19 protein-coding genes are annotated in these 23,960 nt (G+C 66.5%); 11 read left to right on the top strand and 8 right to left on the bottom strand.

Features of this window, described 5'->3' with window-relative positions; translation table 11 throughout:
- Positions 1-120: 120 nt before the first annotated feature.
- Positions 121-2,556: a TonB-dependent receptor plug domain-containing protein gene (locus AC1GI4_RS03770; protein WP_479628606.1), complete on the top strand. Its 2,436-nt coding sequence runs from the start codon at positions 121-123 to the stop codon at positions 2,554-2,556.
- Between the two features lie 43 nt (positions 2,557-2,599).
- Here the strand turns inward: AC1GI4_RS03770 and AC1GI4_RS03775 are convergent, their stop codons facing one another.
- Positions 2,600-3,823, bottom strand: a complete 1,224-nt coding sequence (locus AC1GI4_RS03775; RefSeq protein WP_479628607.1) for a histidine-type phosphatase — start codon at positions 3,821-3,823, stop codon at positions 2,600-2,602.
- 145 nt (positions 3,824-3,968) lie between these two features.
- On the opposite strand from AC1GI4_RS03775, the gene AC1GI4_RS03780 reads away from it, so the two are divergent.
- On the top strand, positions 3,969-5,777 hold the full coding sequence (locus AC1GI4_RS03780; RefSeq protein ID WP_479628608.1) for a DUF885 domain-containing protein: 1,809 nt from the start codon (positions 3,969-3,971) through the stop codon (positions 5,775-5,777).
- A 6-nt stretch (positions 5,778-5,783) separates the two neighbouring features.
- Here the strand turns inward: AC1GI4_RS03780 and AC1GI4_RS03785 are convergent, their stop codons facing one another.
- Positions 5,784-7,523 (bottom strand): chloride channel protein, encoded by a 1,740-nt coding sequence (locus tag AC1GI4_RS03785; protein WP_479628609.1) that lies wholly within the window; start codon positions 7,521-7,523, stop codon positions 5,784-5,786.
- A gap of 148 nt (positions 7,524-7,671) precedes the next feature.
- Between AC1GI4_RS03785 and AC1GI4_RS03790 the strand changes: the two genes are divergently transcribed.
- The gene (locus AC1GI4_RS03790) at positions 7,672-9,294 is read left to right on the top strand and encodes an alpha-N-arabinofuranosidase (RefSeq protein ID WP_479628610.1); all 1,623 of its coding nucleotides are present in this window, start codon (positions 7,672-7,674) and stop codon (positions 9,292-9,294) included.
- A gap of 43 nt (positions 9,295-9,337) precedes the next feature.
- Positions 9,338-10,447 (top strand): DNA alkylation repair protein, encoded by a 1,110-nt coding sequence (locus AC1GI4_RS03795; protein ID WP_479628611.1) that lies wholly within the window; start codon positions 9,338-9,340, stop codon positions 10,445-10,447.
- A gap of 29 nt (positions 10,448-10,476) precedes the next feature.
- Here the strand turns inward: AC1GI4_RS03795 and AC1GI4_RS03800 are convergent, their stop codons facing one another.
- On the bottom strand, positions 10,477-10,797 hold the full coding sequence (locus AC1GI4_RS03800; protein WP_433910938.1) for a hypothetical protein: 321 nt from the start codon (positions 10,795-10,797) through the stop codon (positions 10,477-10,479).
- 161 nt (positions 10,798-10,958) lie between these two features.
- On the opposite strand from AC1GI4_RS03800, the gene AC1GI4_RS03805 reads away from it, so the two are divergent.
- Genes AC1GI4_RS03805 through AC1GI4_RS03820 form a run of 4 tightly spaced genes read left to right on the top strand, consistent with a single transcriptional unit; the run spans position 10,959 to position 15,516 of the window.
- On the top strand, positions 10,959-11,453 hold the full coding sequence (locus AC1GI4_RS03805) for a Csu type fimbrial protein (RefSeq protein WP_294270904.1): 495 nt from the start codon (positions 10,959-10,961) through the stop codon (positions 11,451-11,453).
- Between the two features lie 22 nt (positions 11,454-11,475).
- Positions 11,476-12,192 (top strand): fimbrial biogenesis chaperone, encoded by a 717-nt coding sequence (locus AC1GI4_RS03810; protein WP_479628612.1) that lies wholly within the window; start codon positions 11,476-11,478, stop codon positions 12,190-12,192.
- The gene (locus AC1GI4_RS03815; protein WP_479628613.1) at positions 12,170-14,569 is read left to right on the top strand and encodes a fimbria/pilus outer membrane usher protein; all 2,400 of its coding nucleotides are present in this window, start codon (positions 12,170-12,172) and stop codon (positions 14,567-14,569) included. The genes AC1GI4_RS03810 and AC1GI4_RS03815 overlap by 23 nt, the downstream gene beginning before the upstream one ends.
- The gene (locus tag AC1GI4_RS03820) at positions 14,566-15,516 is read left to right on the top strand and encodes a Csu type fimbrial protein (RefSeq protein ID WP_479628614.1); all 951 of its coding nucleotides are present in this window, start codon (positions 14,566-14,568) and stop codon (positions 15,514-15,516) included. Before AC1GI4_RS03815 ends, AC1GI4_RS03820 begins: the two co-directional genes overlap by 4 nt.
- Positions 15,517-15,647: 131 nt before the next feature.
- On the opposite strand, the gene AC1GI4_RS03825 is transcribed toward AC1GI4_RS03820, so the two are convergent.
- Together AC1GI4_RS03825 and AC1GI4_RS03830 are read right to left on the bottom strand one after the other, a co-directional pair.
- Positions 15,648-16,016 (bottom strand): DUF4440 domain-containing protein, encoded by a 369-nt coding sequence (locus AC1GI4_RS03825; RefSeq protein WP_294270893.1) that lies wholly within the window; start codon positions 16,014-16,016, stop codon positions 15,648-15,650.
- Positions 16,017-16,341: 325 nt separating this feature from the next.
- Positions 16,342-16,587 (bottom strand): hypothetical protein, encoded by a 246-nt coding sequence (locus tag AC1GI4_RS03830; RefSeq protein WP_479628615.1) that lies wholly within the window; start codon positions 16,585-16,587, stop codon positions 16,342-16,344.
- Positions 16,588-16,724: 137 nt separating this feature from the next.
- Between AC1GI4_RS03830 and AC1GI4_RS03835 the strand changes: the two genes are divergently transcribed.
- Positions 16,725-17,057 (top strand): hypothetical protein, encoded by a 333-nt coding sequence (locus AC1GI4_RS03835; protein WP_479628616.1) that lies wholly within the window; start codon positions 16,725-16,727, stop codon positions 17,055-17,057.
- 174 nt (positions 17,058-17,231) lie between these two features.
- Here AC1GI4_RS03835 and katG read toward each other — a convergent pair whose 3' ends face one another.
- On the bottom strand, positions 17,232-19,457 hold the full coding sequence (gene katG, locus AC1GI4_RS03840) for a catalase/peroxidase HPI (protein ID WP_479630343.1): 2,226 nt from the start codon (positions 19,455-19,457) through the stop codon (positions 17,232-17,234).
- A gap of 299 nt (positions 19,458-19,756) precedes the next feature.
- Between katG and AC1GI4_RS03845 the strand changes: the two genes are divergently transcribed.
- The gene (locus AC1GI4_RS03845) at positions 19,757-20,305 is read left to right on the top strand and encodes a pseudouridine synthase (RefSeq protein WP_479628617.1); all 549 of its coding nucleotides are present in this window, start codon (positions 19,757-19,759) and stop codon (positions 20,303-20,305) included.
- 192 nt (positions 20,306-20,497) lie between these two features.
- On the opposite strand, the gene AC1GI4_RS03850 is transcribed toward AC1GI4_RS03845, so the two are convergent.
- Positions 20,498-21,439 carry an IS481 family transposase gene (locus AC1GI4_RS03850; RefSeq protein ID WP_479628618.1) on the bottom strand — a complete coding sequence of 314 codons (942 nt, stop codon included), beginning with the start codon at positions 21,437-21,439 and terminating at the stop codon, positions 20,498-20,500.
- 171 nt (positions 21,440-21,610) lie between these two features.
- Here AC1GI4_RS03850 and AC1GI4_RS03855 point away from each other — a divergent pair, with 171 nt between their 5' ends.
- Positions 21,611-22,441 carry a 23S rRNA (adenine(2030)-N(6))-methyltransferase RlmJ gene (locus AC1GI4_RS03855; protein WP_433910946.1) on the top strand — a complete coding sequence of 277 codons (831 nt, stop codon included), beginning with the start codon at positions 21,611-21,613 and terminating at the stop codon, positions 22,439-22,441.
- A gap of 39 nt (positions 22,442-22,480) precedes the next feature.
- Here AC1GI4_RS03855 and AC1GI4_RS03860 read toward each other — a convergent pair whose 3' ends face one another.
- Complete coding sequence (locus AC1GI4_RS03860) at positions 22,481-23,956, bottom strand: glucoamylase family protein (protein WP_479630344.1); 1,476 nt, start codon at positions 23,954-23,956, stop codon at positions 22,481-22,483.
- Positions 23,957-23,960: the final 4 nt, after the last annotated feature.

Below are 23,960 nucleotides of genomic sequence, written 5' to 3' on the forward strand. Positions count from 1 at the left end.
GTCACCGCCAAGCCAACCTTATCGCCCCCCAAGGAAGCCTTGCGCCCCAATTCCCAGCATCGGTGTAGAGATAGAAGCAACAAAGCTCATCTCGTTGATAAAGATAGGGGGAATGACCCGATGCGCACCGCGCGATCGCTGCTGCTTGGCGGCACCATTTTGCTGAGCCCGCTGCTGGCGGCACCCGTTCTGGCCCAGAGCACCACCGATGCCCCACCCCAGGCCCAGGCTGAACCCGCCGCCGCGCCTGCCCAGAACGACATCGTCGTTACCGGCACCCGCGCACAGGGACGCAGCCGTCTGGACTCCGTGTCGCCCGTCGATGTCCTGAGCGGCAATGCCCTGCGCGCGCAAGGGACGACCGAGCTGGCGCAGGCGCTGTCGAGCGTCGCGCCCTCGATCGACTTCCCGCGCCAGGCGGCGGTCGACGGCACCGACGCGATCCGGCCCGCCACGCTGCGCGGCCTGTCCCCCGACCAGACGCTGGTGCTCATCAACGGCACCCGCGCGCACACCTCGGCGCTGCTCAACATCAACGGTTCGATCGGGCGCGGCGCGGCGGCGGTCGACCTGAACACCATTCCGACCGTGGCGCTCGACCGGGTCGAGGTGCTGCGCGACGGCGCGTCGGCACAATATGGCTCGGACGCGATCGCGGGCGTGGTCAATCTGCGCCTGCGCGAGGCTCGTTCGGGCGGCGGCGCGAACGTGACCTTCGGCACCTTCGCCACCCAATATGACGCGGCCCGCACCTCGCGCTCGGTACGCGACGGCGAGTCCGTGACGATCAGCGGCTGGAAGGGCTTCGGCCTGGGCAGCGACGGCTTCCTGACCCTGTCGGGCGAATATGTCGCGCGCCAGCCGACCAACCGCGCCGATATCGACCCGCGCGGCCCGGCGCCCCAGCGGATCCGCGCCCGTTTCGGCGATCCGCAAATCGAACAGGGCACCGTCTACCTGAACGCCGCGCTGCCGCTCGCCGACACCGGCTGGACCGCCTATGCCAATGGCGGTTTTCAGCAGCGCAGCAGCGAAAGCGCCGCCTTCCCGCGCGTCGCGGGGGCGAACAATGTGAATGCGGAGGCGGTTCGCGGCCTGTATCCGGACGGCTTCCTGCCGCTGATCGGCACGACCTCGCGCGACTATAATGCGACCGGCGGCGTGCGCGGCACGATCGGCGAGTGGAATGCCGACCTGACCGTCAGCTATGGCCGCAACACGATCGACTTCGCGACGCTGAATTCGGCCAATTCGACCTATGGCAATGCGACGCTTCGCGACTTCGACGATGGTCGCCTGACCTATGACCAGCTCGTCACCGGGCTGGACCTGTCGCGCGAATACACGCTGGGCGCAGCGGTCTTCAACGTCGCGGCGGGGGCCGAGTATCGCCGCGAGGGCTTCAAGATCGACGCGGGCCAGCCCGAAAGCTACAACCGCGCACCCGGCGCGGCGGCCAACCTGGCCTCGGGCGCGCAGGGCTTTGTCGGCTTCCGGCCGGAAAACCAGGTCGATGTGCATCGCAGCAACGGCAGCCTCTATCTGGATGTCGAGGCCAAGCTGTGGGATCGCCTGACCCTGGGTGCCGCCGTCCGTGGCGAAAGCTATTCGGACTTCGGCGAGACGGCGACCGCGAAATTCTCGGCCCGTTACGACGTCGCACCATGGCTGGCCTTCCGCGGCACGCTGTCGACCGGCTTCCGCGCGCCGTCGCTGCAGCAGCAATATTACACCTCGACCCAGACACTGGTGACCAACGGGCAGATCCTGGAGACGGGCCTTTATCCGGTCAGCGACAACCTCGCCCGGACGCTGGGCGCATTGCCGCTGGAGCCGGAGAAGTCGCGTAATTATTCGCTGGGCACGGTCGTCCGCTTCGGCGGGTTCAGCCTGACCGTCGACGGATACCGCATTCGCATCCGCAACCAGATCGTGTTGTCGGAGAACATCCAGTCTTCCGCCAGCACCCAGGTCGCAGGCCTTCTTGCACCATTCGGCGTGCAGGCGGCACGCTTCTTCATCAACGGGGTCCAGACCACGACCAAGGGCCTGGACATCGTCGCCGCCTATAACTGGCGCACCGAGACGCTGGGCAATTTCAACCTGAGTGCGGCGGCGAACATCAACGACCTGTCGGTCGACCGCGTACCGACCTCGACGGCCACGCTAAACCCCGCGCCCAGCCTGTTCGGTCGCAACCGTATCCTGACCATCGAGCAGGGCACGCCGCGCACCAAGGTCGTCGGCTCGGTCGACTGGACCCGTCAGGCCGTCGGCGCGACGCTGCGCGCGGTCCATTACGGCGATGTGCTGCAACCCGGATCGGTCGTCGCCAACGACCTCCATACGGGTGCACGCACCATCGTCGATCTGGAGGGGCGGTATCGCTTCAACGACAATGTGTCGCTGGCGCTGGGTGCGTCGAACCTGTTCGACGTCTATCCCCGCACGACGCCCGCCGCGCTCAACAACAATGGCGTGACGGCATTCCCCTATTACTCGCCGTTCGGCTTCAACGGGCGGCAGCTTTACGGCCGGTTGAACCTGACCTGGTGAGTCTTTGCCAATTCCTCCCCAAGCATGCTTGGGGAGGAATAATTTAGCGGGTCAGCTGCGCCTGGAACGCCTGCATCGTGCAGAGCCCCACCACGCCCCGTGCCGTGCAACCCGCGATTGGCAACACCGCCACATAAGGCGCCTCGACGGCCGGATCGGCCAGCTTGCGCAGCTGCTCCAGCGTCTGTGAGCGATAGAGCGCGCGGACATAGGCCCGTCCCCGCGCATCGACCAGCCGTTCCAGCACGATCGCCCCGCCGGGTGCCGGATCGTCCGCCGCCAGCCCCGGAACCTTCCAGTGCAGGTCGAGCAACCCGCCCAGGCTGGCGATATTGGTATCGTGGCCCGAGATCATGGTGACGGCCGGTGCCTTCGCCGCCGTCAGCCCCTGGAGGATCAACGGCGCGATCCCCGCCATATTCGCCTTGGCGACATAGCGCGGGCGGGCGAGAAGGCGGAACTCCTCGGCGTGAAAGACACCCAGCCGCTCGATATCGGCGGGCGTGGCGCGCCCCCAGCCGACCTCGGCCATCGGCTTGCCCTCGGCATATTCGAGCAGCAGGATCTGCGCGGCCGTCGAGGCGCGGTCGATCGCGCCGTTCAGCTTGGGCCGCTTGTCGGGCTTGGCCGGAGCGAGGCCGGTCGGCTTCTGCCGCACCCCGCAGCTGGGCGTGACGGGCTGGCAGAGGATCGTATCCAGCCGCGCCAACTCGGGTGCGAGCCGTTGGTCGAGCGCCGCAAGGCCTGCCTCGCCCCCCGCCCCGGCCAGCACCGCCGCTCGCGCCTTGGCGGCATCGAAGGGCACCGCACGTTCATCGATCGGCGAGAAGATTGGGTCGGCCACATCCTGCGGCTTGTGCTCGATCGCGACGCTGCAACCTGGCGCGAGCGCTTCGGCATAGGCTTCGGCCGTCCGGATCGTCCGTTCGTCGCTGTCGGCGACGATCCGGATCGTGGCACAGCCCGAACGCGGCAACAGGGCCGCCGCCGTCCATGCGCTCCGATCATAACCGCCCAATCGCTCGACGCCCACGCGTCCATGCGGGGTCAGATAACCGGGTGCGACCGGCCACTTCGGCCAATTTTGATTGGACGTTCCTTCGGGCATGGGCGGCGACTTGGTCGGCGGCCGAACGCCGTGCCGCATGAGCAGAACCACCCGGTCGAGCTTCAAGCCGGTTGGCGGCGCGGGCTCCTGCGCCAATGCCGCCCCCGCCAGCGACAGCCCGACGATCGAAGCTCCCGCCAGCCGTAGAAATTTCCGCATGATGTCGCCCCGCCCCTTTGGTGTCACGGCGTGGGTAGGGCGGCCGAAAGACAGCAAAGCGACACCTGCATGAACTTTATGTTACACGTCGAAGTCGGGCGTATCCCCGTTTGACCTGGATCGAAGCGCCGGTCATCCTGTGGACATGACCAGCTTTTTCTCCCGTCGCGAAACCCTGGCGGGCATCACCGCCCTCTCCGCCACCGCCTCTGTCCGGGCGGCCGCCCCCGCCAGCGATGCGAGCGCATTGCTCGATCGGCTGGCGTGGCAGTTGCTCGAACTGGTCCCCGAACGGGCGACGACGCTGGGCGTGGATACCGGCACCCATGCCGATCTTCGGCGCAGGCTGGAGGATCGCTCGCCCACGGGTATCGCAGCGCGCCAGCGTTTCCTGACCGATGCCCTGAAGCAGGTGGCACAGGTTCCGCGTGCCGGGCTCGATCCCTCGACACAGACCAGCCTGGCTGTGGTCGAGAGCGCCTTCCAGACCGCGCTCGACGGCATGGCGCTGCCGTACGGCGTCGCGACCATCGGCGACTGGCGCAACACGCCCTATGCCGTCATCCAGAATGTCGGTTCCTGGCTAGACGTGCCGCAGATGCTGGACGGAGACCAGCCGGTTCGCGACAAGGCGGATGCCGAGGCCTATCTCGCCCGCCTCGCCGCCATGCCCGCGCAATTGGACGGCGAGACGCTGCGTATCCGGCAGGCGCGCGAGCAGGGGCTGGTGCCTCCCTCCTTCCTGCTCGACAAGACGATCAAGGGCATGACCGGCACCATCGCCGAGGCGGCGAAGGCGGACGGCCCGCTGATCGGCCCGCTCGCTCGCAAGACGAAAGAGATTCCCGGCGACTGGACGAACCGCGCGGCGCAGATCGTGCGCTCGGCGATCGTGCCCGCGCTGGAACGGCAGCTGGCCGAGTTGCAGGCCGAGCGCGCCGTCGCCGTCGCCGCACCCGGCCTGAATGTCCGCCCGCATGGCCCTGAATGGTATGCCTGGGGCCTGCGCGCGGGAACCACCACGCGACGCAGCGCGGCGGACCTTCACGCCATGGGCGTCGCCCGGCTCGCCGACCTCCAGGCGCAGATGGACACGATCCTTCGGAAGGAAGGTCTGACCCAGGGCAGCGTCGCCGAGCGCGCCATCGCGTACCAGAAACGGCCGGGCATCGGCTTTCCCGATGGCGACGAAGGGCGGCGGCAGATCATCGCCTATATGCAGGGCCGGATCGACGCGATCCGCCCGCGCCTGCCCGATGCGTTCCGGCGTCTGGTGCGCGGCAATCTGGAAATCCGGCGGATGCCGGTGGCGCAGGAGCCGGGCGCGCCCGCAGCCTATGGCGGCCCCGGCACCATCGACGGCAGCGTGCCGGGCAAGGTCTGGGTCAATCTGGGCGATCCGTCGATCCACAACCGGGTCACCATCCCCGATCTCGTTTATCATGAGGGGATACCCGGCCATGTCTGGCAGGGCGAATATGCGCAGAAGCTGCCGCTGATCCGCTCGATCCTGGCCTTCAATGCCTATTCGGAGGGCTGGGCGCTCTATTCCGAACAGCTGGCGGACGAGCTGGGCATGTACCGGGACGACCCTGCCGGGCGGCTCGGCTATCTGATGGGACTGGCATGGCGCGCGGTTCGGCTGATCGTCGATACCGGCATCCATGCGATCGGCTGGTCGCGCGACAAGGCGCTGGCCGAGTTCATCGCCGCGACCGGCCTGCCCCGCAGCAATGCCGAAAGCGAGGTCGACCGCTATTGCTCATGGCCGGGTCAGGCCTGCGGCTATGAGGTCGGACGGGCGGAGATCGTCGCGCAACGCACCCGCGCGCAAAAGGCGCTCGGCCCCCGCTACGATCTGCGCGATTTCGACCAGGCGGTGGTCGATGGCGGCAACGTGCCGCTCAACGTGCTGGCGGAGAATGTGACCCGCTATATCGACGGGGCCCGCTGAGCGAGATCAATCCTCGCCGAACAACGCCCGCTGCGCCTTGTCCATCTCTTCGGCATAACGGCGGCGGACATAGGGTTCGGACAGCAGGCCCAGCACCGTCCGATCCGGGCCGACGACCGCCATTTCGTCGGCCCCCGCCGCGTCCAACGCGCGCATGATCGCCTGCACATCGGTATCGGGCGACAAGGCCCGGTCCTGATGGATGGCGAGCGTCGCGATCGGCTCGGCCGCGTCCAGACCGTCGACATAGGCTCGCGCGGTCTGGACGATCCCGGCGTAACGGTCCTGATCGTCGACCAGCACGACGCGGCTTGTCGAACCGAGCGGAAAGGCACGGCGAAACTCGGCGATGGTCCACTGGGCGGGCGTTCCGCGTTCGACCCGGCGCATCATCCGCCCGGCGGTCAGGCTTCGCATCCAGCCGACATCACGCGCACTCTTGATCGTCTCGCCACGCAGGTGAAGTCGCCAGGTCGAGAAGGAATAGCCGAACGTCTCGCGCACGATCGTCGTCGTGACCAGCGACGCCGCGATCGCCGCACCCGCCAGCGAAAAGTCGTGCGTGGCCTCCAGCACCAGCATCGCCATGGTCATCGGCCCGCCGACCACCGCCACCGCAAAGGCGGCCATGCCGACCAGTGCGGCATTCTGCGGATCGACGACCGGCGCCCCGACACCCAGGGCGATCAGGTCGGCATAGATATGCCCGAGCAGACTGCCGAGGAACAGCGAGGCGAAGAACAGCCCCCCGCGAAACCCGAAGCCCAGCGACACGATCGACGCCGCGCTTTTCATCACGAAGATGGCGGCGAGAAAGCTGAGCGGCAGGCCATATTCCAGGTCGAGATGCAGCGCCCCATGCCCTGCCGACAATACCTGCGGCGTCAGCCAGGCGAGCGGGATCAGCAGGACACCGCCCAGCACCGGCCGCCACGCCGCCGGGATCGGCAACCGACGGGTCAGCGTCTCCATCTCCGCGACCGCGCGCATCAGGACGATGCCCAGCGCCGCCGCCACCGCCCCCAGTCCGGCATAGACGAGATAATGATGGGTCAGCACGGCCTCGCCCGCAACCGCATTGACCAGATAGGGTTGCGCCCCCAGCATCTGCGCGACCAGCACGCCGGTCAGCGTCGCGGCGGCCACCGGCGCGATGGCGGCGGGTGTATAGGCGCCGATCACGATCTCGAACGCATAAAAAGCCCCCGCCAGCGGCGCGCCGAACGCCCCCGCGATGGCGGCGCCCGTCCCTGCCCCGACCAGTACGCGCAGGTCGCCGCGCCGAAGCCGGAGCCAGCCGCCGGTGATCGAGGCCAGCCCCGCGCCCAATTGCGCATAGGCCGCCTCCAGTCCGACCGACGCGCCGAAGCCATTGGAAATGATCGTCTGGCCCGAGATGACGAGGCTGTCCGACCAGGACATACGCCCACCATGCAGCGCATTGGCCTCGACCGCATCGACCAGCCGCCGCTGGCGCGCGCCGGTGACCCGCGAAAACAGGACCAGCGCCAATCCTCCCAGCGGCAAGGCAAGCAGCGCCAGAACCGGGACAGTGCCGGTGGCGCTCAATCGCTGATCCCCCTCCAGCGCGAACAGCAGGCGCTGCAACCCCCGCGCGATCGCGCCTTGGGCGACACTCATCAATCCCGCACCGGCCCCGATCGCGATCGCCAGCAGGACGAGACTCGCCTCGCTCGATCGAACCCGATGACGAAACCAGGATGGGGAGAGTCGGGGGAAGGACATGGCTTCGCTATGTCGCGAAACCGGCAGGCCTGCCAGCGTTCTCGATGTCTGTCGTGACGGATCGGCGATAGGTTGCCCCCGTGCGCGCGCCCTATTAGTCTTACAACATAACGATTCCTGGGGAGGATGACGGGTGGGGACGATGACCATGATGCGCCGCTTTGCATGGGCTGTCAGGCTGGTATTGGCGTTGGCGGCTACGCCTGCGGTGGTCCAGGCAAGCCCTGCCGCCCTTCAAGCCGCCGCGCCTCGCACCACCCTGCTGCTGCATACCGATCGCGCCGGTCCCCGGATCGCGCCGGAGATTTACGGGCAATTTGTCGAACATCTCGGACGCGGCGTGTATGAAGGAATCTGGGTCGGTGAGGACTCGTCCATTCCCAATACGCGCGGCATCCGCAACGACGTGACCCAGGCTTTGCGACAGGTGAAAGTGCCCGTGATCCGCTGGCCCGGCGGATGTTTCGCCGACGGCTATCACTGGCGCGACGGCATCGGCCCGCGCGACAAACGGCCGCGCAGCATCAACGCGGCCTGGGGCAACGTGCCCGATACCAACGCCTTCGGCACGCACGAATTCATGGACTTTCTGGACCAGATCGGGGCCAGGTCCTTCGTCTCCGTCAATGTCGGATCGGGCAGCGTGCGCGAGGCCGACGAGTGGCTGCGCTACATGACCGCCCCCGCCGAAAGCTCGGCCGGGGCGGAGCGGGCCGCCAACGGCCATGCCGCGCCATGGTCGGTGCCCTATGTCGGCGTCGGCAACGAAAGCTGGGGCTGCGGCGGCAAGATGACGGCCGAGACCTATGTTGCCCAGTATCGTCAATATGCCGCCAATCTGCGCACCTTCCACGGCGATCCGGTCAAGCTGATCGCCGTCGGCGCGGACACGGACGATTATGAGTGGACCGAAAAGGTCATGGCCGGAACGATGAAGTCACGGCCCCATCCCACCCCCCTCGCCTATATCAATCCCCGGCCGCTTCTGTGGGGGCTGTCGCTTCATTTCTATACCTTCACCGGCAATGACTGGTACGCCAAGGGCCGCAATGTCGGCTTTAACCGCGACGACTGGGCCAGGGCGTTGGGGCGGGCGCAACTGACCGACGAGATGGTCCGTCGCCACGCTGCGATCATGGACCGGCACGACCCCGAGAAGAAGGTCGCGCTGGTCGTCGACGAATGGGGCGCCTGGTTCAACAGCGAAAAGGACGCGCCCTCCGCCCTCTATCTGGAAAGCACGCTGCGCGATGCGGTAATCGCCGGGCTGAGCCTCAACATCTTCAACAATCATGCCGACCGCGTGCGGATGGCCAATATCGCGCAGATGGTGAACGTCATCCAGTCGTTGATCCTGACGCGCGGCAAGGAGATGGTCGTGACGCCGACCTGGCACGTCTTCGACCTGTACAAGGTGCATCAGGGCGCGACGCAAATACCCGTCGATGTCGATACGCCCGATTATGTCCAGGGGACGACGCGCCTGCCGACGATCAGCGCCTCGGCCTCGCGCGATGCGGCGGGCAAGCTGCACCTTTCGATCGTCAATCTCGATCCGGACAAGCCCGCTCCCATCGACGTGGTGGCGAGCGGCCTGTCCGGTCGGCGCGCGCAGGCCTCCGCGATCACCGCCGACCGGATCGACCGGAAGGTGGAGTTCGGACAGCCCGATCCCTTTCTACCGACGCCGGTGCGGGGGATCGCGATCAACGGCGACCGCGTGACGCTGACCGTTCCGGCCCGTTCGGTGACGATGGTGACGGTGCAATAGCCGCTGGATCGGCAGCGATATCGCGGGCAGATCATCGCCCATCATGAGCGAACCCAAAACCTATCCCCTGATGAAGGACATTCTGGGCCCCGAGGCGGTGGCGATCATCGCAGATGCGGGCGAAGCCGCGGCGTCGGTGTTCGATCGAGCGGCCTTTGTCGATACCGCGCTGGCGGGGCTGGACCCGCTGTCGATCATGGAGCGTGTCCGCCACATCGCGGATGCGCTCCATACGGCCCTTCCGACCGATTACGCGACCGCGCTCGGCATCGTCCGCGCCATTGCGCCGCGCCTGACCCACAGCTTTCAGGCGATCGCCGTGACCGAATTCGTCGCGCGTTATGGGCGACAGGATTTCGAACGGTCGATGGCGGCGCTCGCCGATCTGACCCGCTTCGGTTCGGCGGAGTTCGCCATACGCCCCTTCCTCGCCGCCGATCCGGAGCGGACGCTGGCACGGATGCAATGCTGGACCACCCATGACGATGCGCATGTCCGCCGCCTGGCCAGCGAGGGAAGCCGCCCCCGCCTGCCCTGGGGATCACGCGTCCCCGCGCTGAAAGCCGATCCCACCCTTGCCGCGCCGATCCTCGACGCACTGCGGGACGATCCCAGCCCCTATGTCCGCAAGTCGGTCGCCAACCATCTGAACGACATCGGCAAGGATCGCCCGGACTGGCTGCTCGATCACCTGCAGCAATGGGACGGTGGCGCGCCGCGCACGGCGTGGATCATCCGCCATGCGTTGCGCACGCTGATAAAGAAAGGCGACCGGCGTGCCCTGGCGATGATCGGGGCCGGACATGGCGCAAACGCTCGGGTCGAACGCTTTGCGGTCACGCCGCCCGTCGTGTCGCTCGGCGAAGCGATCGCGATCACAGTCGATCTGACGTCCCTGGCCGAGGCCAGCCAGCGCCTCGTCGTCGATTACCGGCTCCATTATGCGCGGGCCGGGGGCAAAACGGCGGCCAAGGTCTTCAAGCTCAAGACCTTCGATCTGGCCGGATCGGCAACGGCGACGCTGCGTATCGGGCAGACGATCCGGGATTTCAGCACGCGGCGCCATTACCCGGGCCGCCACGCGGTGGAACTGCTGGTCAACGGCCGGGTCATGGCCACCGCCGCCTTCGACCTGATTTTGCCGGAGGCTTAGCGCTTCTCCCCGAAAAGCGCCAAGCCGCGTCAGTTGCCCTCGGCGTCGACCGTGAACACGATCGGCTTGCCGCGCGAATTGGGGTCCCAACCGGCGGCGAGTGCCGAGCGTACGCACCGCGACATCGTCGCGTCATCCAGTTGGAGCCGCCCGCGCGGCAACCCCTTCAGCAAGCGCTTGGGGGCCGGAAATTCCATCTGCGCCTCGCGCTTGGCGCCTTGTTCGACAAGCGCGATGGTCATGCCTTTCCACCCCTCATCGTCCGACAGATGAGGCTCGCAATGGAGGCGCCAGTCATAGGTGACGCCGTCGACGGTCACGCTACCGGCCTGAATCTGGGATTTCGACATGCCGCCAGCCTCTAGCATGGCAACCGGGCAAAGGCACGGGCCGCCGTGACCAGCCCTGTCAAGCGACGCGCCAATCCAAAATCTCGTCCGATTCCGAAGCTTTAGCGGCTCGGTAACCTCGTTGCGCTTTTTTCGGAGAGTGATTTGGAGGCACCACGACCGTGAAATCCTATCTCGCTCCCCTCGGCCTGACTGCGCTGGCCAGCATCGCGATCGCCGATCCGGCCGCCGCACAGCAGAGCACGCAGTTCCAGGTATCGATGACGATCCAGGCCGAGTGTCGGCTGACCTCGGCCAGCGACCTCGCCTTCGGCAATACCGGCGTGATCCAGACGGCGATCACCTCGACCAGCACCATCGGTGTCCAGTGTACCAACACGACGCCCTATAATATCGGCCTCAATGCCGGGGCGGGTACGGGGGCGACGGTGGCTACACGGCGGATGACGTCCGGCTCGGGCGCGACGGTGGTCTACGAACTGTTCCGCGACCCTGCCCGGTCCCAGATATGGGGCAATACCGCAGGCACCGACACGCTGGCCGGGATCGGCAATGGCGCGGTGCAGTCGCTGACCGTCTATGGACGCGTCCCACCCCAGACCACGCCCGCGGCGGGAAGCTATACGGACACCGTCCAGGTCACGGTGACATACTGATGGGGCCGCAGGAGAAGCGCGCATGAAGGCGTCCCTCGCGGCAGCGGCGATGATGCTGGCGATCCCGGCGATCGGCCACGCTTCCGACATCCGGGTGGCGCCGGTTGCGATCGATCCGTTGCCGGGCGCGCGCACGACCTCCCTGACGCTGACCAATGCCGAACAAAGGCCGGTGCGTGTCCAGGTCCGGGTGATGAGATGGACATCGCGCGACGGCACCGATGTGCTGACCCCGACCAGCGACGTCGTCGCCAGCCCGCCCTTCTCGACCCTGGCGCCGCAACAGCAATATCTGGTCCGCGTCGTACGCACCGCTAAGGCCGCGCCGGTGGGCGAGGAGGCGTACCGGGTCCTCATCGACGAGGTGCCCGAACCCACCCAGGCGCGGCCGGGCACCGTCAATCTGGTCGTCCGCCAGTCGATCCCCGCCTTCTTCTCCGACATTCCCCGCCGGACCCCCGATGTCGAATGGCGGATCGACCGGACGGGGAACGGCGCGGCCCTGCTCGGGCGCAACAAGGGCAATCGGCGCCTGCGTGTTGCCGACCTTCAGCTGATCGCGGGTAGCCAGCAGCTTCTCGCCCGGTCAGGTCTGGTCGGCTATGTGCTGGCCGGGTCGGAGCTTCGCATTCCGCTGAACCCCGGCACCGCCCTGCCGAGCGAAACCGACCTGCGGATGCGGGCGGTGTCCGATGGTGGCCCGATCGAGGTCTCCCTTGCGACCCAGCCGCGCCGGTGAACTGGCCTGGATTCTCCTGGTCACGCTGGGCTGCGCGAAGGCGGCATGGGCGCAGGACAGCGACACCCTTCGTGTCGGTGTCGATGTCGATCCCAGTCGCCAGGAACAGGCGCTCCAGCTCGAGGTCTATCTGAACGAGAAGCCCACCGGCTATGTCGCCTCGTTCACGCAGCGCCCCGATGGCGGGTTCACGGCCCCCGTCGCCCAGTTGCGGACGCTGGGCGTCCGGGTGCCCGCCGAGGCGGGCGCCGGCGATGTCCCCCTCGAACGCATCGAAGGCCTTCGTTACCGCTATGAAGAGATGCGCCAGGTGATGTGGCTGGCCGCGGGACCGACCGTACAGCGCCCGACATTGATCGACGGGGGGCGCGGCGATCGGACCATCACGACGCCCGAACGACCGCCCTTCGGGGCGGTGCTCGACTATACGTTGTTCGCCAGCGGCGACCGAAGCGCGGTCGGGCCGCGCTTCACCGGCGCGTCGGGCGCGTTCGGCACGCGCGTCTTCGGCGCGTTCGGCCTGTTCGAGAGCAGCGCGGTCGGCCTGTTGTCGGGGGGCATGCGCTTCACCCGGCTGGCCACGACCTATAGCTATGAAGACCCCGGCCGCCTAGTGACGCTGCGCGCGGGCGACACGATCAATGGCGGCCATGCCTGGACCCGGCCGATCCGCATGGGCGGCCTTCAGATCCAGCGGACATTCGGGATGCGCCCGGACCTCGTCACCATGCCCGTCCCGCGCCTCAGTGGTACGGCGGCGGCTCCCTCGACCCTGAACCTGTTCATCGATCGCGTCCGCGCCCTGTCGACGGCTGTGCCGCAGGGCCCCTATGCGGTAATGCACCCGCCGGTCGTGCAGGGTGCCGGCATCGCCACCGTCGTCGTGCGCGATGCGCTGGGCCGCGAGACGGTGTCGACCGCGCCCTTCTACGCCTCGCCCCAGTTGCTGGCGGACGGATTGACCGACTTCAGTGCCGAGATCGGCTTTGCCCGGCGCAATTATGCGATCGTGTCGAACGATTATGACCGGCGCCTGATCGCTTCCGCGTCGGCGCGGCACGGCGTAACCGACCGCCTGACGCTGCAAGGCCATGTCGAGCTGGGCGCGGGCCTGGTGCAGCTCGGCGCGGGAAGCGTCGTGACGCTGCGGGATCAGGCGCTGCTGTCGCTGGCCGGAGCGGTCAGCCGATCGGGCGAAGGCACCGGCGGCCTGATCGACATCGCCATCGAGTCGCGCCGTCCCGGCATTTCCATCCTCCTGCGCTCGATGCGGACGCTTGGCCACTATGCCGACCTCGCCTCGCGCACCGCCTCGTTCGGCCCGGTCCTGGCGGGGGATCGGCGCATCTTCGGTGCCCCCCGAGAGATCGATCAGTTCTCGCTCTCGCTGCCGATCGCCACGACATCGGCCTCGATCGGGGTCAGCCTGGTCAATTCCAAGACCGCATCGGGCGACCGCTATCGCCTCGCCAGCCTATCCTCGACGGCCAATGTCGGGCGGCTGTCGCTGTTCGCCAATGCCGTCGCGGACCTGAGCGGCGACCGCAACTTCGCCCTGTTCGTCGGGGCAAGCCTGCCTTTCGGACGACGTGCCTCGGTCACGACGGGGGCGACCGTATCGGACGGCCGCGTTTCGGGCTATGCCGAGATGTCGCGTCAAGGCGCGCATGAGCCCGGTTCCTGGGGATGGTCAGTGCGAGTCGCCGACGGCCGCGAGCGAGCGGGCCACGCCATCGTCCGCCACACGACCGGCTTCGCGCAGTTCGAGGCGACCGGCCTGTATGTGGGCGGCAACGTCTCCGGCACCCTGCAGGCGGAGGGCGCCATCGCGCTGATCGGCGGCGATCTCTATGCCGCGCGACGCCTCGACCAGTCCTTCGCAGTGGCCGATGCGGGCGCGAGCGGCGTGCGGGTCTACCGCGAGAACCGGCTGGTCGGCACCACCGGCGCGTCCGGCAAGCTGCTGGTCCCCGACATCGCCCCGTTCGAGCCGAGCGCGATCTCGATCGACCCATCCTCGCTGCCCGTCGATGCCCGCATCAACTCCACCCATGCCGAGGCGGTGGCCTTTACCCGCGTCCCCGCCTTCGTCACGTTCGGCATAGCGCGCGAGACCGACACCGCACTGGTGGAGTTCGTCGATGGCGACGGGCGGTTGCTGCCGCTCGGCTCGGGCATTGCACGGCCGGGATTGTCGGAGGATGTCGTCGGCTATGACGGCGTCGCCTTCCTGGGGGCCCTTCGCGCGCAGAACGAAGCGATCGTCACCGATCCCGACGGTCGACGCTGCCGCGCGCGTTTCCCCTTCGTCAGCCAGCCGGGCGAGCAGGTTCGCATCCGTGCCGTCTGCGCCCCGATGGCGGGGCCGAGCACATGAAACCGTTGCTCCTCGCATTGCTGGCCGCCTTCGCCCTTCTCATGATGCCCGGCACCGCGCAGGCCCAGACCTGTTCGGCGACGGTGTCGTCCATCGATTTCGGCAGCCCCTCGCTCCTGTCCGGCGGCTCCGTCGACGTCACGGGCACGGTCACCGTCACCTGCACCGGCATTCCATTGCTCAGCGTCGTCAAAATCTGTCCCGGCATCGGCGCGGGCAGCGGCGGCACCGACGGATCGGCCCGGTTGATGACGGGCCCGGCGGGATCGCTGCGCTTCCAGCTCTATCAGGACGCGGCGCGATCGATCGCCTGGGGATCGCTGGACAATCCCAGTTTGGGCAGCGTGCCGCCAATCATCATATCCAACCTGCTCAATGGCGCCGGTTCGGCGACGCGCAGCATCTATGCGCGGCTGTTCGATGGCCAGGCGACGGCGGTGCCGGGCGCCTATCGCGCCAGCTTCATCGGGAATGCCACTTTGTTCAGCTATGGGGCCGAACTGCTCGGCACCAGTACCAACTGCACGGGGTTCGCGGGCTCCGCCTCGATCCGGCCGACCTTCGAGGTCACGGCCGCCCCGGCCAAGGGCTGCACCGTGGCGGCGACCGACCTGACATTTCCGCCAACCGGCGTGCTGTCCCGCGTCGTGACGGCGCAGAGCGGCATCAGCCTGACCTGCACCAACCAGACGCCCTACGCCCTGCGCCTCGATGCCGGACGCAATGCCGATGCCTCGGGCACCCGGCGGATGCGCGGCGCGTCGGGCGGCTTCATTACCTATGGGCTGTTCCGCGACGCCGCGCAGTCATCGTCCTGGGACAGCGGCGTGCAAGCCTCCGGCACCGGCCTTGTCCAGGCGCTCGCCGTCCACGGTCGGGTGCCCGCCCAGGCAACGCCTGCGCCCGGTGTCTATACCGACACCGTCGTCGTCACCGTCACCTATTGAGGTCGATACCCGATCTCGCGCGAGGTTCGCCCCCAGGCAGGAGCGGGTCGAGACTTTTCAGACGACAAGGTTTCGTAAGCCCCGCGTCGCGACCGGGCCAATGGGCCTGGCCGCGACGCGGGGCTTCGCCGTTACGCTTCGGCCAGGGGCTTGGTCAGTTTCGGCGTCTGCTGATGCTGCACGACGCGCCAGACTTCATGTTCGAGCCGCCGGATCACCGAGGTGCAATAGGCCTCATAGGCTTCTTCGCCGCGACTGGCGGCGACGTGATAGCCGATGACGATCAGGCCCTCCTGCGGGCGCGAGACCTGTCGTTCGGTCAATTCGGCATGGTCCCAGACGGGCGTATCCGCCACCGCCGATACCGCCGCCTCGCCGGTCAGGACGAAGGGCGGCCGGGGCAGGACCATCACGACCTCGGCATCGACCTTTTCCCGGTAATTCTCCGGGCCCTGGGTCCACAGGCTTTCCTCAAAGCTCCAAAGGCGTTCATCATCCATCTTGGGACTCCCGATTGTAAACGGATTGCACGCGCGGTGGCGCTCGTCAGGCAAAGTCGCCGAATGTGACGACTTCGGCCTCAACACGATCGGTCACGGACTATTCGTCCAGCGGAGGGTGGCCGGGACGCAATGCCCGGGCATCGTCCGCCGCCTGTTCGTCGCGCGGAATCGCCTGCGGATCGTGCAACTTGCTGGGCTGATCGGACATGACGGCTCCACTCGCGCGACCGGCGTTTGTACGCCGGTCAGCCGATAGAACGCCGCCGAACGTCATCGGAGCCGTTCAGGAAAAAGGAAATTTCCCCGGCGCCGGATCGGGCCGTCAGCTTTTCGCCGTCACCGGAACAGACGCCCGCGCGGCGGGGGACGGCGCAGGGTCGACCGGCTGCCCCGCCTGCGCCTGCCTCCGCGTGGCGTAGAGGTGCCGAAGGATGAGGGCCAGATCGTCCTCGGTCAGGTCGGATGCCGGATCGATCACCGCCCCTTCGGGCAAAGCCTCCACCCATGCCGCCAGGCGGTTGCACGCTGCCCCCAGATCGGGATCGAAGCTGTCGTCAAAAGCGGCCATTCGATCAACCTAATGTCTCCGACGTCGCCTGCAAAGGACCTTGCCGCCGGAACGACCCTGATCGGCAATCGTCTGTTCCTGACCCTGATCGAGAGGCCCATCATGACCGGCATGACTTCCGCACGACATATCAGAGCATGAAGCCGCCACTGACGACGCCCGACGGCCGCTATATCGTCGTCCGGGGCCGGTTGTGGCGCAAGAGCAATCCTGCCCTGCCCCCGGACGAACGGCAGATGCAGGTCGATGCACTGATGCAAGCGCGACGCGCGGTGCGAACCGCCATGGCGGAAGGCGATGCGACACGCCTCGCCTATGCGCGGGCCGAGGTGGATGCTGCCAAGGTCGCGTTGGGCGAACGAGGTCCGGTCTGGTGGAACGACGGCGCGCCGGATCTCAACCGCTATATGATCCGCAACACCGATTATGCCGAATGGTATGCGCGTTGCCGCCTGGACCCGGAAACTTGAGGCCCGGTTAATCCAAAGCTCCCCAGGCGCGTCGCCGAATAGTGACGCTTTGGCGCCAAAGGTCACACTGGCTTGGCACCCCATGGGCATTCCGCCACGCCAGCGCATGAAAAAGGGGCGCAGCGACCCGGACCTGCGTCCGGGCACGCCGCGCCCCCATCTCGACCTACCGGCTTAGCTGGCCTGGTTGGCCGATACCGGCTTGGCCGTCACGTCGAAGCGATCGGCATTCATCACCTTAACCCAAGCCCGCACGAAGTCGCGTACGAACTTCTCCTCATTGCCGTTCTCGGCATAGACCTCGGCGGTCGCACGCAGCTGCGAGTTGGAGCCGAAGATCAGGTCGGTTCGGGTCGCGCGCCACTTCTCCTGGCGGCCGCCCCGATCATAGCCGATGAACTTCTCGTCGCTCGACGCATCGACCAGATCCCAGAAGGTATCATTGTCGAGCAGGTTGACGAAGAAGTCGTTGGTCAGCTGTCCCGGACGATCGGTCAGCACGCCCTCGGTTGCGTCGCCGACGTTCGCGCCCAGCACGCGCAGGCCCCCGACCAGCACCGTCATCTCCGGCGCGGAGAGGCCGAGCAGCGCCGCACGGTCGAGCAACAGCTCCTCGGTCTTCACCGGGTTGCGGGTCTTCAGATAGTTGCGGAAGCCATCGGCCTGCGGCTCCATCCACTTGAAGCTCTCGACATCGGTCCATTCCTGCGTCGCGTCACCGCGACCGCCCAGGAAGGGCACGCTGACCTCGAACCCGGCATCGCGCGCGGCCTTCTCGACCGCTGCCGAACCGGCCAATACGATCGCATCAGCCAGCGAGATGTCGCCACGCAGCTCGTTCAGCTTGGCGAGCACCGTCTGCAACTGCTCGGGCTCATTGACCGCCCAATCCTTCTGCGGGGCCAGCGCGATGCGGGCACCGTTCGCGCCGCCGCGATGGTCCGACCGGCGATAGGTCGATGCCGAGGCCCAGGCGGTCTTGACCAACTGTGCAACGGTCAGCCCGCTCGACAGCACCGCTTCCTTGAACGCGGCGATCGCCACGTCCGAAGGCGCGGTGCCTTCCGGCACCGGGTCCTGCCAGATCAGCGTCTCTTCGGGCGCTTCCGGCCCGAGATAACGAATCTTCGGCCCCATGTCGCGGTGGGTCAGCTTGAACCACGCACGGGCGAAGGCATCGTCGAGCGCCGACTGGTCGTCGCGGAAACGCAGCGCGATCTCGCGGAACTCGGGGTCCATCTTCAACGCCATGTCGGCGGTGGTCATCATGGTCGGCGCGCGCTTGTTCGGGTCACGCGCGTCGGGGGCCATGTCCTCGGGATCCGGATTGACCGGGGTCCACTGCTTGGCGCCCGCCGGGCTCCGCGTCAGTTCATAGTCATATTTGAACAGCAGGCGCAGATAGTCGCCGGTCCACTTGGTCGGATTGTTCGACCACGCACCCTCGATGCCCGAGGTCGTGATATGCCCCTGGCCGATCTCCTCGCTATCGGTCAGCCAGCCCAGCCCCTGCTGGTGGATCGCTTCGGCCGCCGGGTTCTTGAAGCCCGTCGGCGGCTTGGCGCCATGCGCCTTGCCGAAGGCATGGCCACCGGCGGTCAGCGCGACAGTCTCTTCCGAGTTCATCGCCATCCGCTGGAACGTCGCCTTCATGTCGCGCGCGGATTTCAGCGGATCGGGTTCACCGCCCGGCCCTTCGGGATTGACGTAGATGAGGCCCATCTGGATTGCCGCGAGCGGCCCCTCCAGTTCGGGCAGTTCCTCGGTGATGCGCGTCTGCGCACCTTCGTCGACCCACAGTTCCTCCGCGCCCCAGAAGGTGTCACCTTCCGACGCATAGACGTCCTTGCGGCCGCCCGCGAAACCGAAGGTCGGCCCGCCCATGCTCTCGATCGCAACATTGCCGGCGAGAATGAACAGGTCGGCCCAGCTGATATGCTTGCCGTATTTCTGCTTGATCGGCCACAACAGGCGCCGCGCCTTGTCGAGATTGCCGTTGTCCGGCCAGGAGTTCAGCGGCTCGAAACGCTGCTGCCCCGAGGACGACCCGCCGCGACCATCGGTCACGCGATAGGTCCCGGCGGCATGCCACGCCATGCGGATCATGAACGGGCCGTAATGGCCGTAGTCGGCGGGCCACCACGACTTGCTGTCGGTCATCAGCGCCAGCAGGTCCGCCTTGAGCGCGGCATAGTCGAGCGTGTTGAACGCCTCGGCATAATCGAAGTCTGCGCCCATCGGATCGGGCGAGACGCCGTGCTGGTGGAGCATATCGATGGGCAGCGCGTCGGGCCACCAGTCCTTGTTGGTCCGTCCCAGCAGCGACCGGGCCTTGACCTCGCCGCCACCCTTGCCGCCCATCGGGCAACCACCGCTCTTGGGCTGTTCGTAATCGGCCATCTCGATGTCCTCTTCCAATCGGTACTGTCTTCTGGAACGAAGATCGCACATGCACGGAAAATCTGTCCAATCGATTATTCGGAACGGATAGATCACCTTAATCGATCGCAAAAACGGTATCACGGTCTTGAAGCGAATGCCCGTGACGACGACGGGTTGCGTCCGGACCCGGAAGGCTGCGGCCCGCCGTGTCGAAGCATCGGCCAAGCGCGCGGGCTTGCAGCCCGGCGTCGACAGAGCCTAACCGACGGGACATGCGGCGCAAGACATCACCGTAGCTGGGCGTTATGGGCAACAGCATGCCCCGGCTGCTCCTGTTCAACAAACCCTTCGGCGTCCTGTCGCAATTCACGGATCGCGGATCGCCCACGGTTCGGTCTACCCTATCGGACTTCATCACGGTGAAGAACGTCTACCCCGCCGGGCGGCTTGATCGCGACAGCGAGGGCCTGTTGCTGCTATGCGATGACGGACGGCTTCAGGCACGTATCGCCGATCCGCGCTTCAAGATGCCCAAGACCTATCTCGTGCAGGTCGAAGGCGATCCGCAGGAGCCCGAACTGGAATGTTTGCGGCGCGGCGTCCAGCTGAAGGACGGCATGACGCTGCCCGCCGAGGTCGCACGCATCGACGCGCCCGATCTGTGGCTGCGCGATCCGCCGATACGCCAGCGCAAGCTCATTCCCGACAGCTGGTTGAAAATCACCATCCGCGAAGGGCGCAACCGCCAGGTCCGCCGCATGACCGCCGCGGTCGGGTTGCCCACCCTCCGACTGGTCCGCTGGTCCATCGGCGACTGGTCCGTCGCCGGGATCGCGCCGGGTCAGTTCGAAACCTTATCGCTTTAGGACCGATCGACATTCAGGCGAAATGCCACACATTCCTCCCCTGCAAGGGGAGGGGGACCATCCAGAGGATGGTGGAGGGGTGTCGCCGGTGGTAATGGAGGTCCAACCTCTCCAACCGGGACACCCCTCCGTCAGGCCTTCAGCCTGCCACCTCCCCTTACAGGGGAGGAATAACATAAATGTCGATCCGGCCTAGGTGTTTGATCCCGGCATTTGATGGTGCGGATTTGATATAAACCGAGCGGGCTCGTTCTGCCATACCTTGCAGATGGCTTCGTAGGGTGTGAGGGTCTTGAGTCTGCGGCCGAAGTTGTAGGCGGCGACGAAGTCGCCGAGATGTTGCCGTAGCTGGTCGTGGCTGTCGTAGTGATAGCGCTTGACGGTCGCGTCCTTGATGGTTCGGTTCATCCGTTCCACCTGCCCGTTGGTCCACGGATGCTTTACCTTTGTCAGCCGGTGCTCGATGCCGTTCTCCTCGCACACGCGGTCGAAGATGTGGTGGAAGGCATATTTGTGATGAGCGTGGTTGGTGAACTGGATGCCGTTATCTGTCAGCACGATGTGGATACGATAGGGCACGGCCGCGACCAGATTGCGCAGGAACTGCGCCGCGATCATCTTGCCGCCTTCCTGATGCAATTCGACGAACGCGAACTTGCTGGTCCGGTCGATTGCAACGAACAGTCGTAGTTTGCCTTCGGCAGTCTGAACCTCGGCAATGTCGATGTGGAAGTAGCCGATCGGGTACGTCTTGAACTTGCGTTTCGGAGCCTTGTCGCCGGTGACCTCGGGCAGGCGGCTGATCCCGTGACGCTGTAGACAGCGATGCAACGACGAGCGCGTCAGGTGTGGGATCGTCGCCTGAAGCGCGTAGAGGCAGTCATCCAGCGGCAGTAACGTATGCCGGCGGAAGGCCACGATGACAGCCTCCTCCTCGATGGTCAGTACCGTGGAGTGCGGATTCTTCGGTCCGGTCGGCAGATCCTTGACCGCTGTGCGCTTCTTCCACTTCGCCACGGTTTTTTGGTTGATCCCGTGGCGCTTCGCCAGAACCCTCAGGCTCTCTTGACTATGCTGTATCGCTCGACGGACTGCCTCTGTCGTGCGGGCGCTCCCGTGTAAAACCTGTCCCATAAGGCTTCCTTCCAGGCTTGCGCCGATGATGCACCATCAAATGCCGGGATCAAACACCTAGCTCCCGCGCAGGCGATACAGTGCGGCTTTGACGCCCCCTCCCCGGCTCTCCTATGAGCGCCGAACAGGTCGCTTAGTAATGCGCCCCATCGGCAGGTTTCTGGATTTCGAATGAATTATCGCCACTCCTTCCATGCTGGCAACAGCGCCGATGTCGTGAAGCACAGCCTGCTGATCGCGCTGGTCCGGGCCTTGCAGCAAAAAGAGGGTGCGTTGACCCTGATCGACACCCATGCCGGTTGCGGGCTGTACGACCTGGGCGGCGAGCAGGCGCAACGCACCGGCGAGGCCGCGCACGGCGTGGTGCGGGCATTTGCAGATGCGAACCCGTTGCTGGACGACTATCGCGCGGCGGTGCGGGCCGTAAATGTCGAGGCGGAGCCGCGCCTCTATCCCGGCTCGCCACGGTTCCTGGCGCAACTCCTGCGCCCGCAGGATGTGCTGATCCTTAACGAAAAGCATCCCGAGGACGTGCGGGAGCTGCGCGGCGCGATGCGCGGTACCCCTGCGGCCGTGCATGAGCGCGATGCCTATGAGCTGTGGCTGGCGATGCTGCCGACCCGCACGCCGCGCGGCGTGGTGGTGGTCGATCCACCCTATGAACAGACCGACGAACGCGCCCGCATCACCGCGACGCTGGCGGCAGCACACCGCAAATGGGCGCATGGCGTGACGGTCGTCTGGTATCCGCTGAAGGACCGCGCGACTCACCAGCGCTGGAAGCACGATCTGCGCAATCTCGGCATCCCCAAGTTCCTGTCGGTGGAACATTGGATTTATGACGCCGACCAGCCCGGTATCTACAACGGCGCAGGCCTCTTCATCGTCAATCCGCCCTATGCCTTCATGCAAGGGCTGCCGCCCCTGCTGGAAGCTCTCCGCGCCGCGCTGGCGCCGGAGGGGCATAGCGGGGAAATTACGGCGGATTGGCTGAACGCCTGAGGACAAAGCCGGAGCAACGTTCGCCCCGACGCCAGTCGCTTATGCCGATGACAGCCAGCCGCCGGTGAACCCGGCCCGCTCGAGCCCTGCGCGGATATAGGGGTTCTTCTGCATCGTCTTCCAGACCAGCCCGCTGCGCCAGTTTTCGATCATGCAGGCGATCGGCCCCTGGTCGATGCCGAGATAATCGTCCGCGACCCAGCCGATATAGGGCACCACCTTGTCGTGCTGCAGCTTGACGTCGGTCAGGGTCAACGTCGGGTTGAAGCTGTCGCGAAAGCCGTAGCGGTCGTAGATGGCGGTGCCATAGGTCGAATACATCGCCCGCGCCGCAGGCAGCACGATCTCCGGTGCGAATGCGATCGATCCCAGCGCCGCGGTCGGCGCGATCGTCCCGTCGTCGCGGTCACCGGGTCCCCGCGCGGAGTAGGAGAAGAACTGGCGCTTGCGCCCGTCGATCTCGCGGACGAAATCGCCCGGCCCGTCGCACGCGGTCAGCCCCCAGACATTCTCGCCATAGCCGCGCCAGCGTCCGGGATTGTTGATGGCATAGCGGCGCTGCGCATAGGTCGCGCGGCGGCTATTCTCGAAATAGCCGAACCCGCGCCGCTTGGAATAGGTGTCCATCAGATCGCGAAAGTCGATCCACACCTGGCTATATTGATGCCCGAACAGGGGCGGAAAGGCGGTGAACGGGTCGTCATATTTCTCGTCCCAGGACGGGTCAAACTTGGCGGTCCACGCGTCCCAGGTCGTCGGTGGCAACGCATGCGTCGGTGAGCCGAGCGCCAGGACGTAGAGGATCAGGCTCTCGTTATAGATATTCCAGTCCGAGCCGATGAACCCGCTCTCGGGATGCCAGCCCATCGACACGAACGGCTTGCGCGGCGTGATCCAGTCCCATTCAACCGCGCGGTAAAGCTGATCGGCCAGCGCCCGGATTTCGCGCTCGGCCGGGTCGGTTTCGTCGTCGAACCAGGTCTGCGCGAAGAGCACGCCACCCAGCAGGAGCGCCGTGTCGATCGTCGACAGCTCGGTCTTGGCGAAGCGATGCCCCTTGGTGACGCCCAGGAAATGGTAGAAAAAGCCCTTATAGCCGCTCATCCCCTCCTTGTCGGGGCCTTGCGGCGCATTCGCGAAAAAGCGCAGCGTCGCCAGCGTCCGCTGCGCGGCGGCGGCCCGCGTGATCCAGCCGCGCGTCGCCGCGATCGGATAGGTGGTCAAGGCAAAGCCGACCGCCGCGATCGAGGCGAAGCTGGGGGTCGGCCAGCGATCGGGGGCGAGGCCCGTCACCTGGTCGGTCGTATTCCAGAAATAGCTGACGGTGCGCCGCTGGATATCGTCCATCAGCGGGTCGCTGGCGTTCGCGGGCGTGGTGCCTATCCTGGGCAGTACGCCCGGGAAAGCCATCTGCGGCGCACGTCTTGGCGCCAGCGGCCCGGCGGTACACCCCGCCAGCCACCCCGCCCCGCCCAGCGCCGTGGCGCGCAGGATATCGCGTCGATCGAACGTCATGCGG

It is taken from the genome of Sphingomonas sp. 77B, assembly GCF_056497825.1.

Bases quoted from the DNA above. Each gene is read 5' to 3' on its own strand.
- AC1GI4_RS03770 (WP_479628606.1), top strand. From the start codon at position 121: ATGCGCACCGCGCGATCGCTGCTGCTTGGCGGCACCATTTTGCTGAGC.
- AC1GI4_RS03775 (WP_479628607.1), bottom strand. From the start codon at position 3,823: ATGCGGAAATTTCTACGGCTGGCGGGAGCTTCGATCGTCGGGCTGTCG.
- AC1GI4_RS03780 (WP_479628608.1), top strand. From the start codon at position 3,969: ATGACCAGCTTTTTCTCCCGTCGCGAAACCCTGGCGGGCATCACCGCC.
- AC1GI4_RS03785 (WP_479628609.1), bottom strand. From the start codon at position 7,523: ATGTCCTTCCCCCGACTCTCCCCATCCTGGTTTCGTCATCGGGTTCGA.
- AC1GI4_RS03790 (WP_479628610.1), top strand. From the start codon at position 7,672: ATGATGCGCCGCTTTGCATGGGCTGTCAGGCTGGTATTGGCGTTGGCG.
- AC1GI4_RS03795 (WP_479628611.1), top strand. From the start codon at position 9,338: ATGAGCGAACCCAAAACCTATCCCCTGATGAAGGACATTCTGGGCCCC.
- AC1GI4_RS03800 (WP_433910938.1), bottom strand. From the start codon at position 10,797: ATGTCGAAATCCCAGATTCAGGCCGGTAGCGTGACCGTCGACGGCGTC.
- AC1GI4_RS03810 (WP_479628612.1), top strand. From the start codon at position 11,476: ATGAAGGCGTCCCTCGCGGCAGCGGCGATGATGCTGGCGATCCCGGCG.
- AC1GI4_RS03820 (WP_479628614.1), top strand. From the start codon at position 14,566: ATGAAACCGTTGCTCCTCGCATTGCTGGCCGCCTTCGCCCTTCTCATG.
- AC1GI4_RS03825 (WP_294270893.1), bottom strand. From the start codon at position 16,016: ATGGATGATGAACGCCTTTGGAGCTTTGAGGAAAGCCTGTGGACCCAG.
- AC1GI4_RS03830 (WP_479628615.1), bottom strand. From the start codon at position 16,587: ATGGCCGCTTTTGACGACAGCTTCGATCCCGATCTGGGGGCAGCGTGC.
- AC1GI4_RS03835 (WP_479628616.1), top strand. From the start codon at position 16,725: ATGAAGCCGCCACTGACGACGCCCGACGGCCGCTATATCGTCGTCCGG.
- katG (WP_479630343.1), bottom strand. From the start codon at position 19,457: ATGGCCGATTACGAACAGCCCAAGAGCGGTGGTTGCCCGATGGGCGGC.
- AC1GI4_RS03845 (WP_479628617.1), top strand. From the start codon at position 19,757: ATGCCCCGGCTGCTCCTGTTCAACAAACCCTTCGGCGTCCTGTCGCAA.
- AC1GI4_RS03850 (WP_479628618.1), bottom strand. From the start codon at position 21,439: ATGGGACAGGTTTTACACGGGAGCGCCCGCACGACAGAGGCAGTCCGT.
- AC1GI4_RS03855 (WP_433910946.1), top strand. From the start codon at position 21,611: ATGAATTATCGCCACTCCTTCCATGCTGGCAACAGCGCCGATGTCGTG.
- AC1GI4_RS03860 (WP_479630344.1), bottom strand. From the start codon at position 23,956: ATGACGTTCGATCGACGCGATATCCTGCGCGCCACGGCGCTGGGCGGG.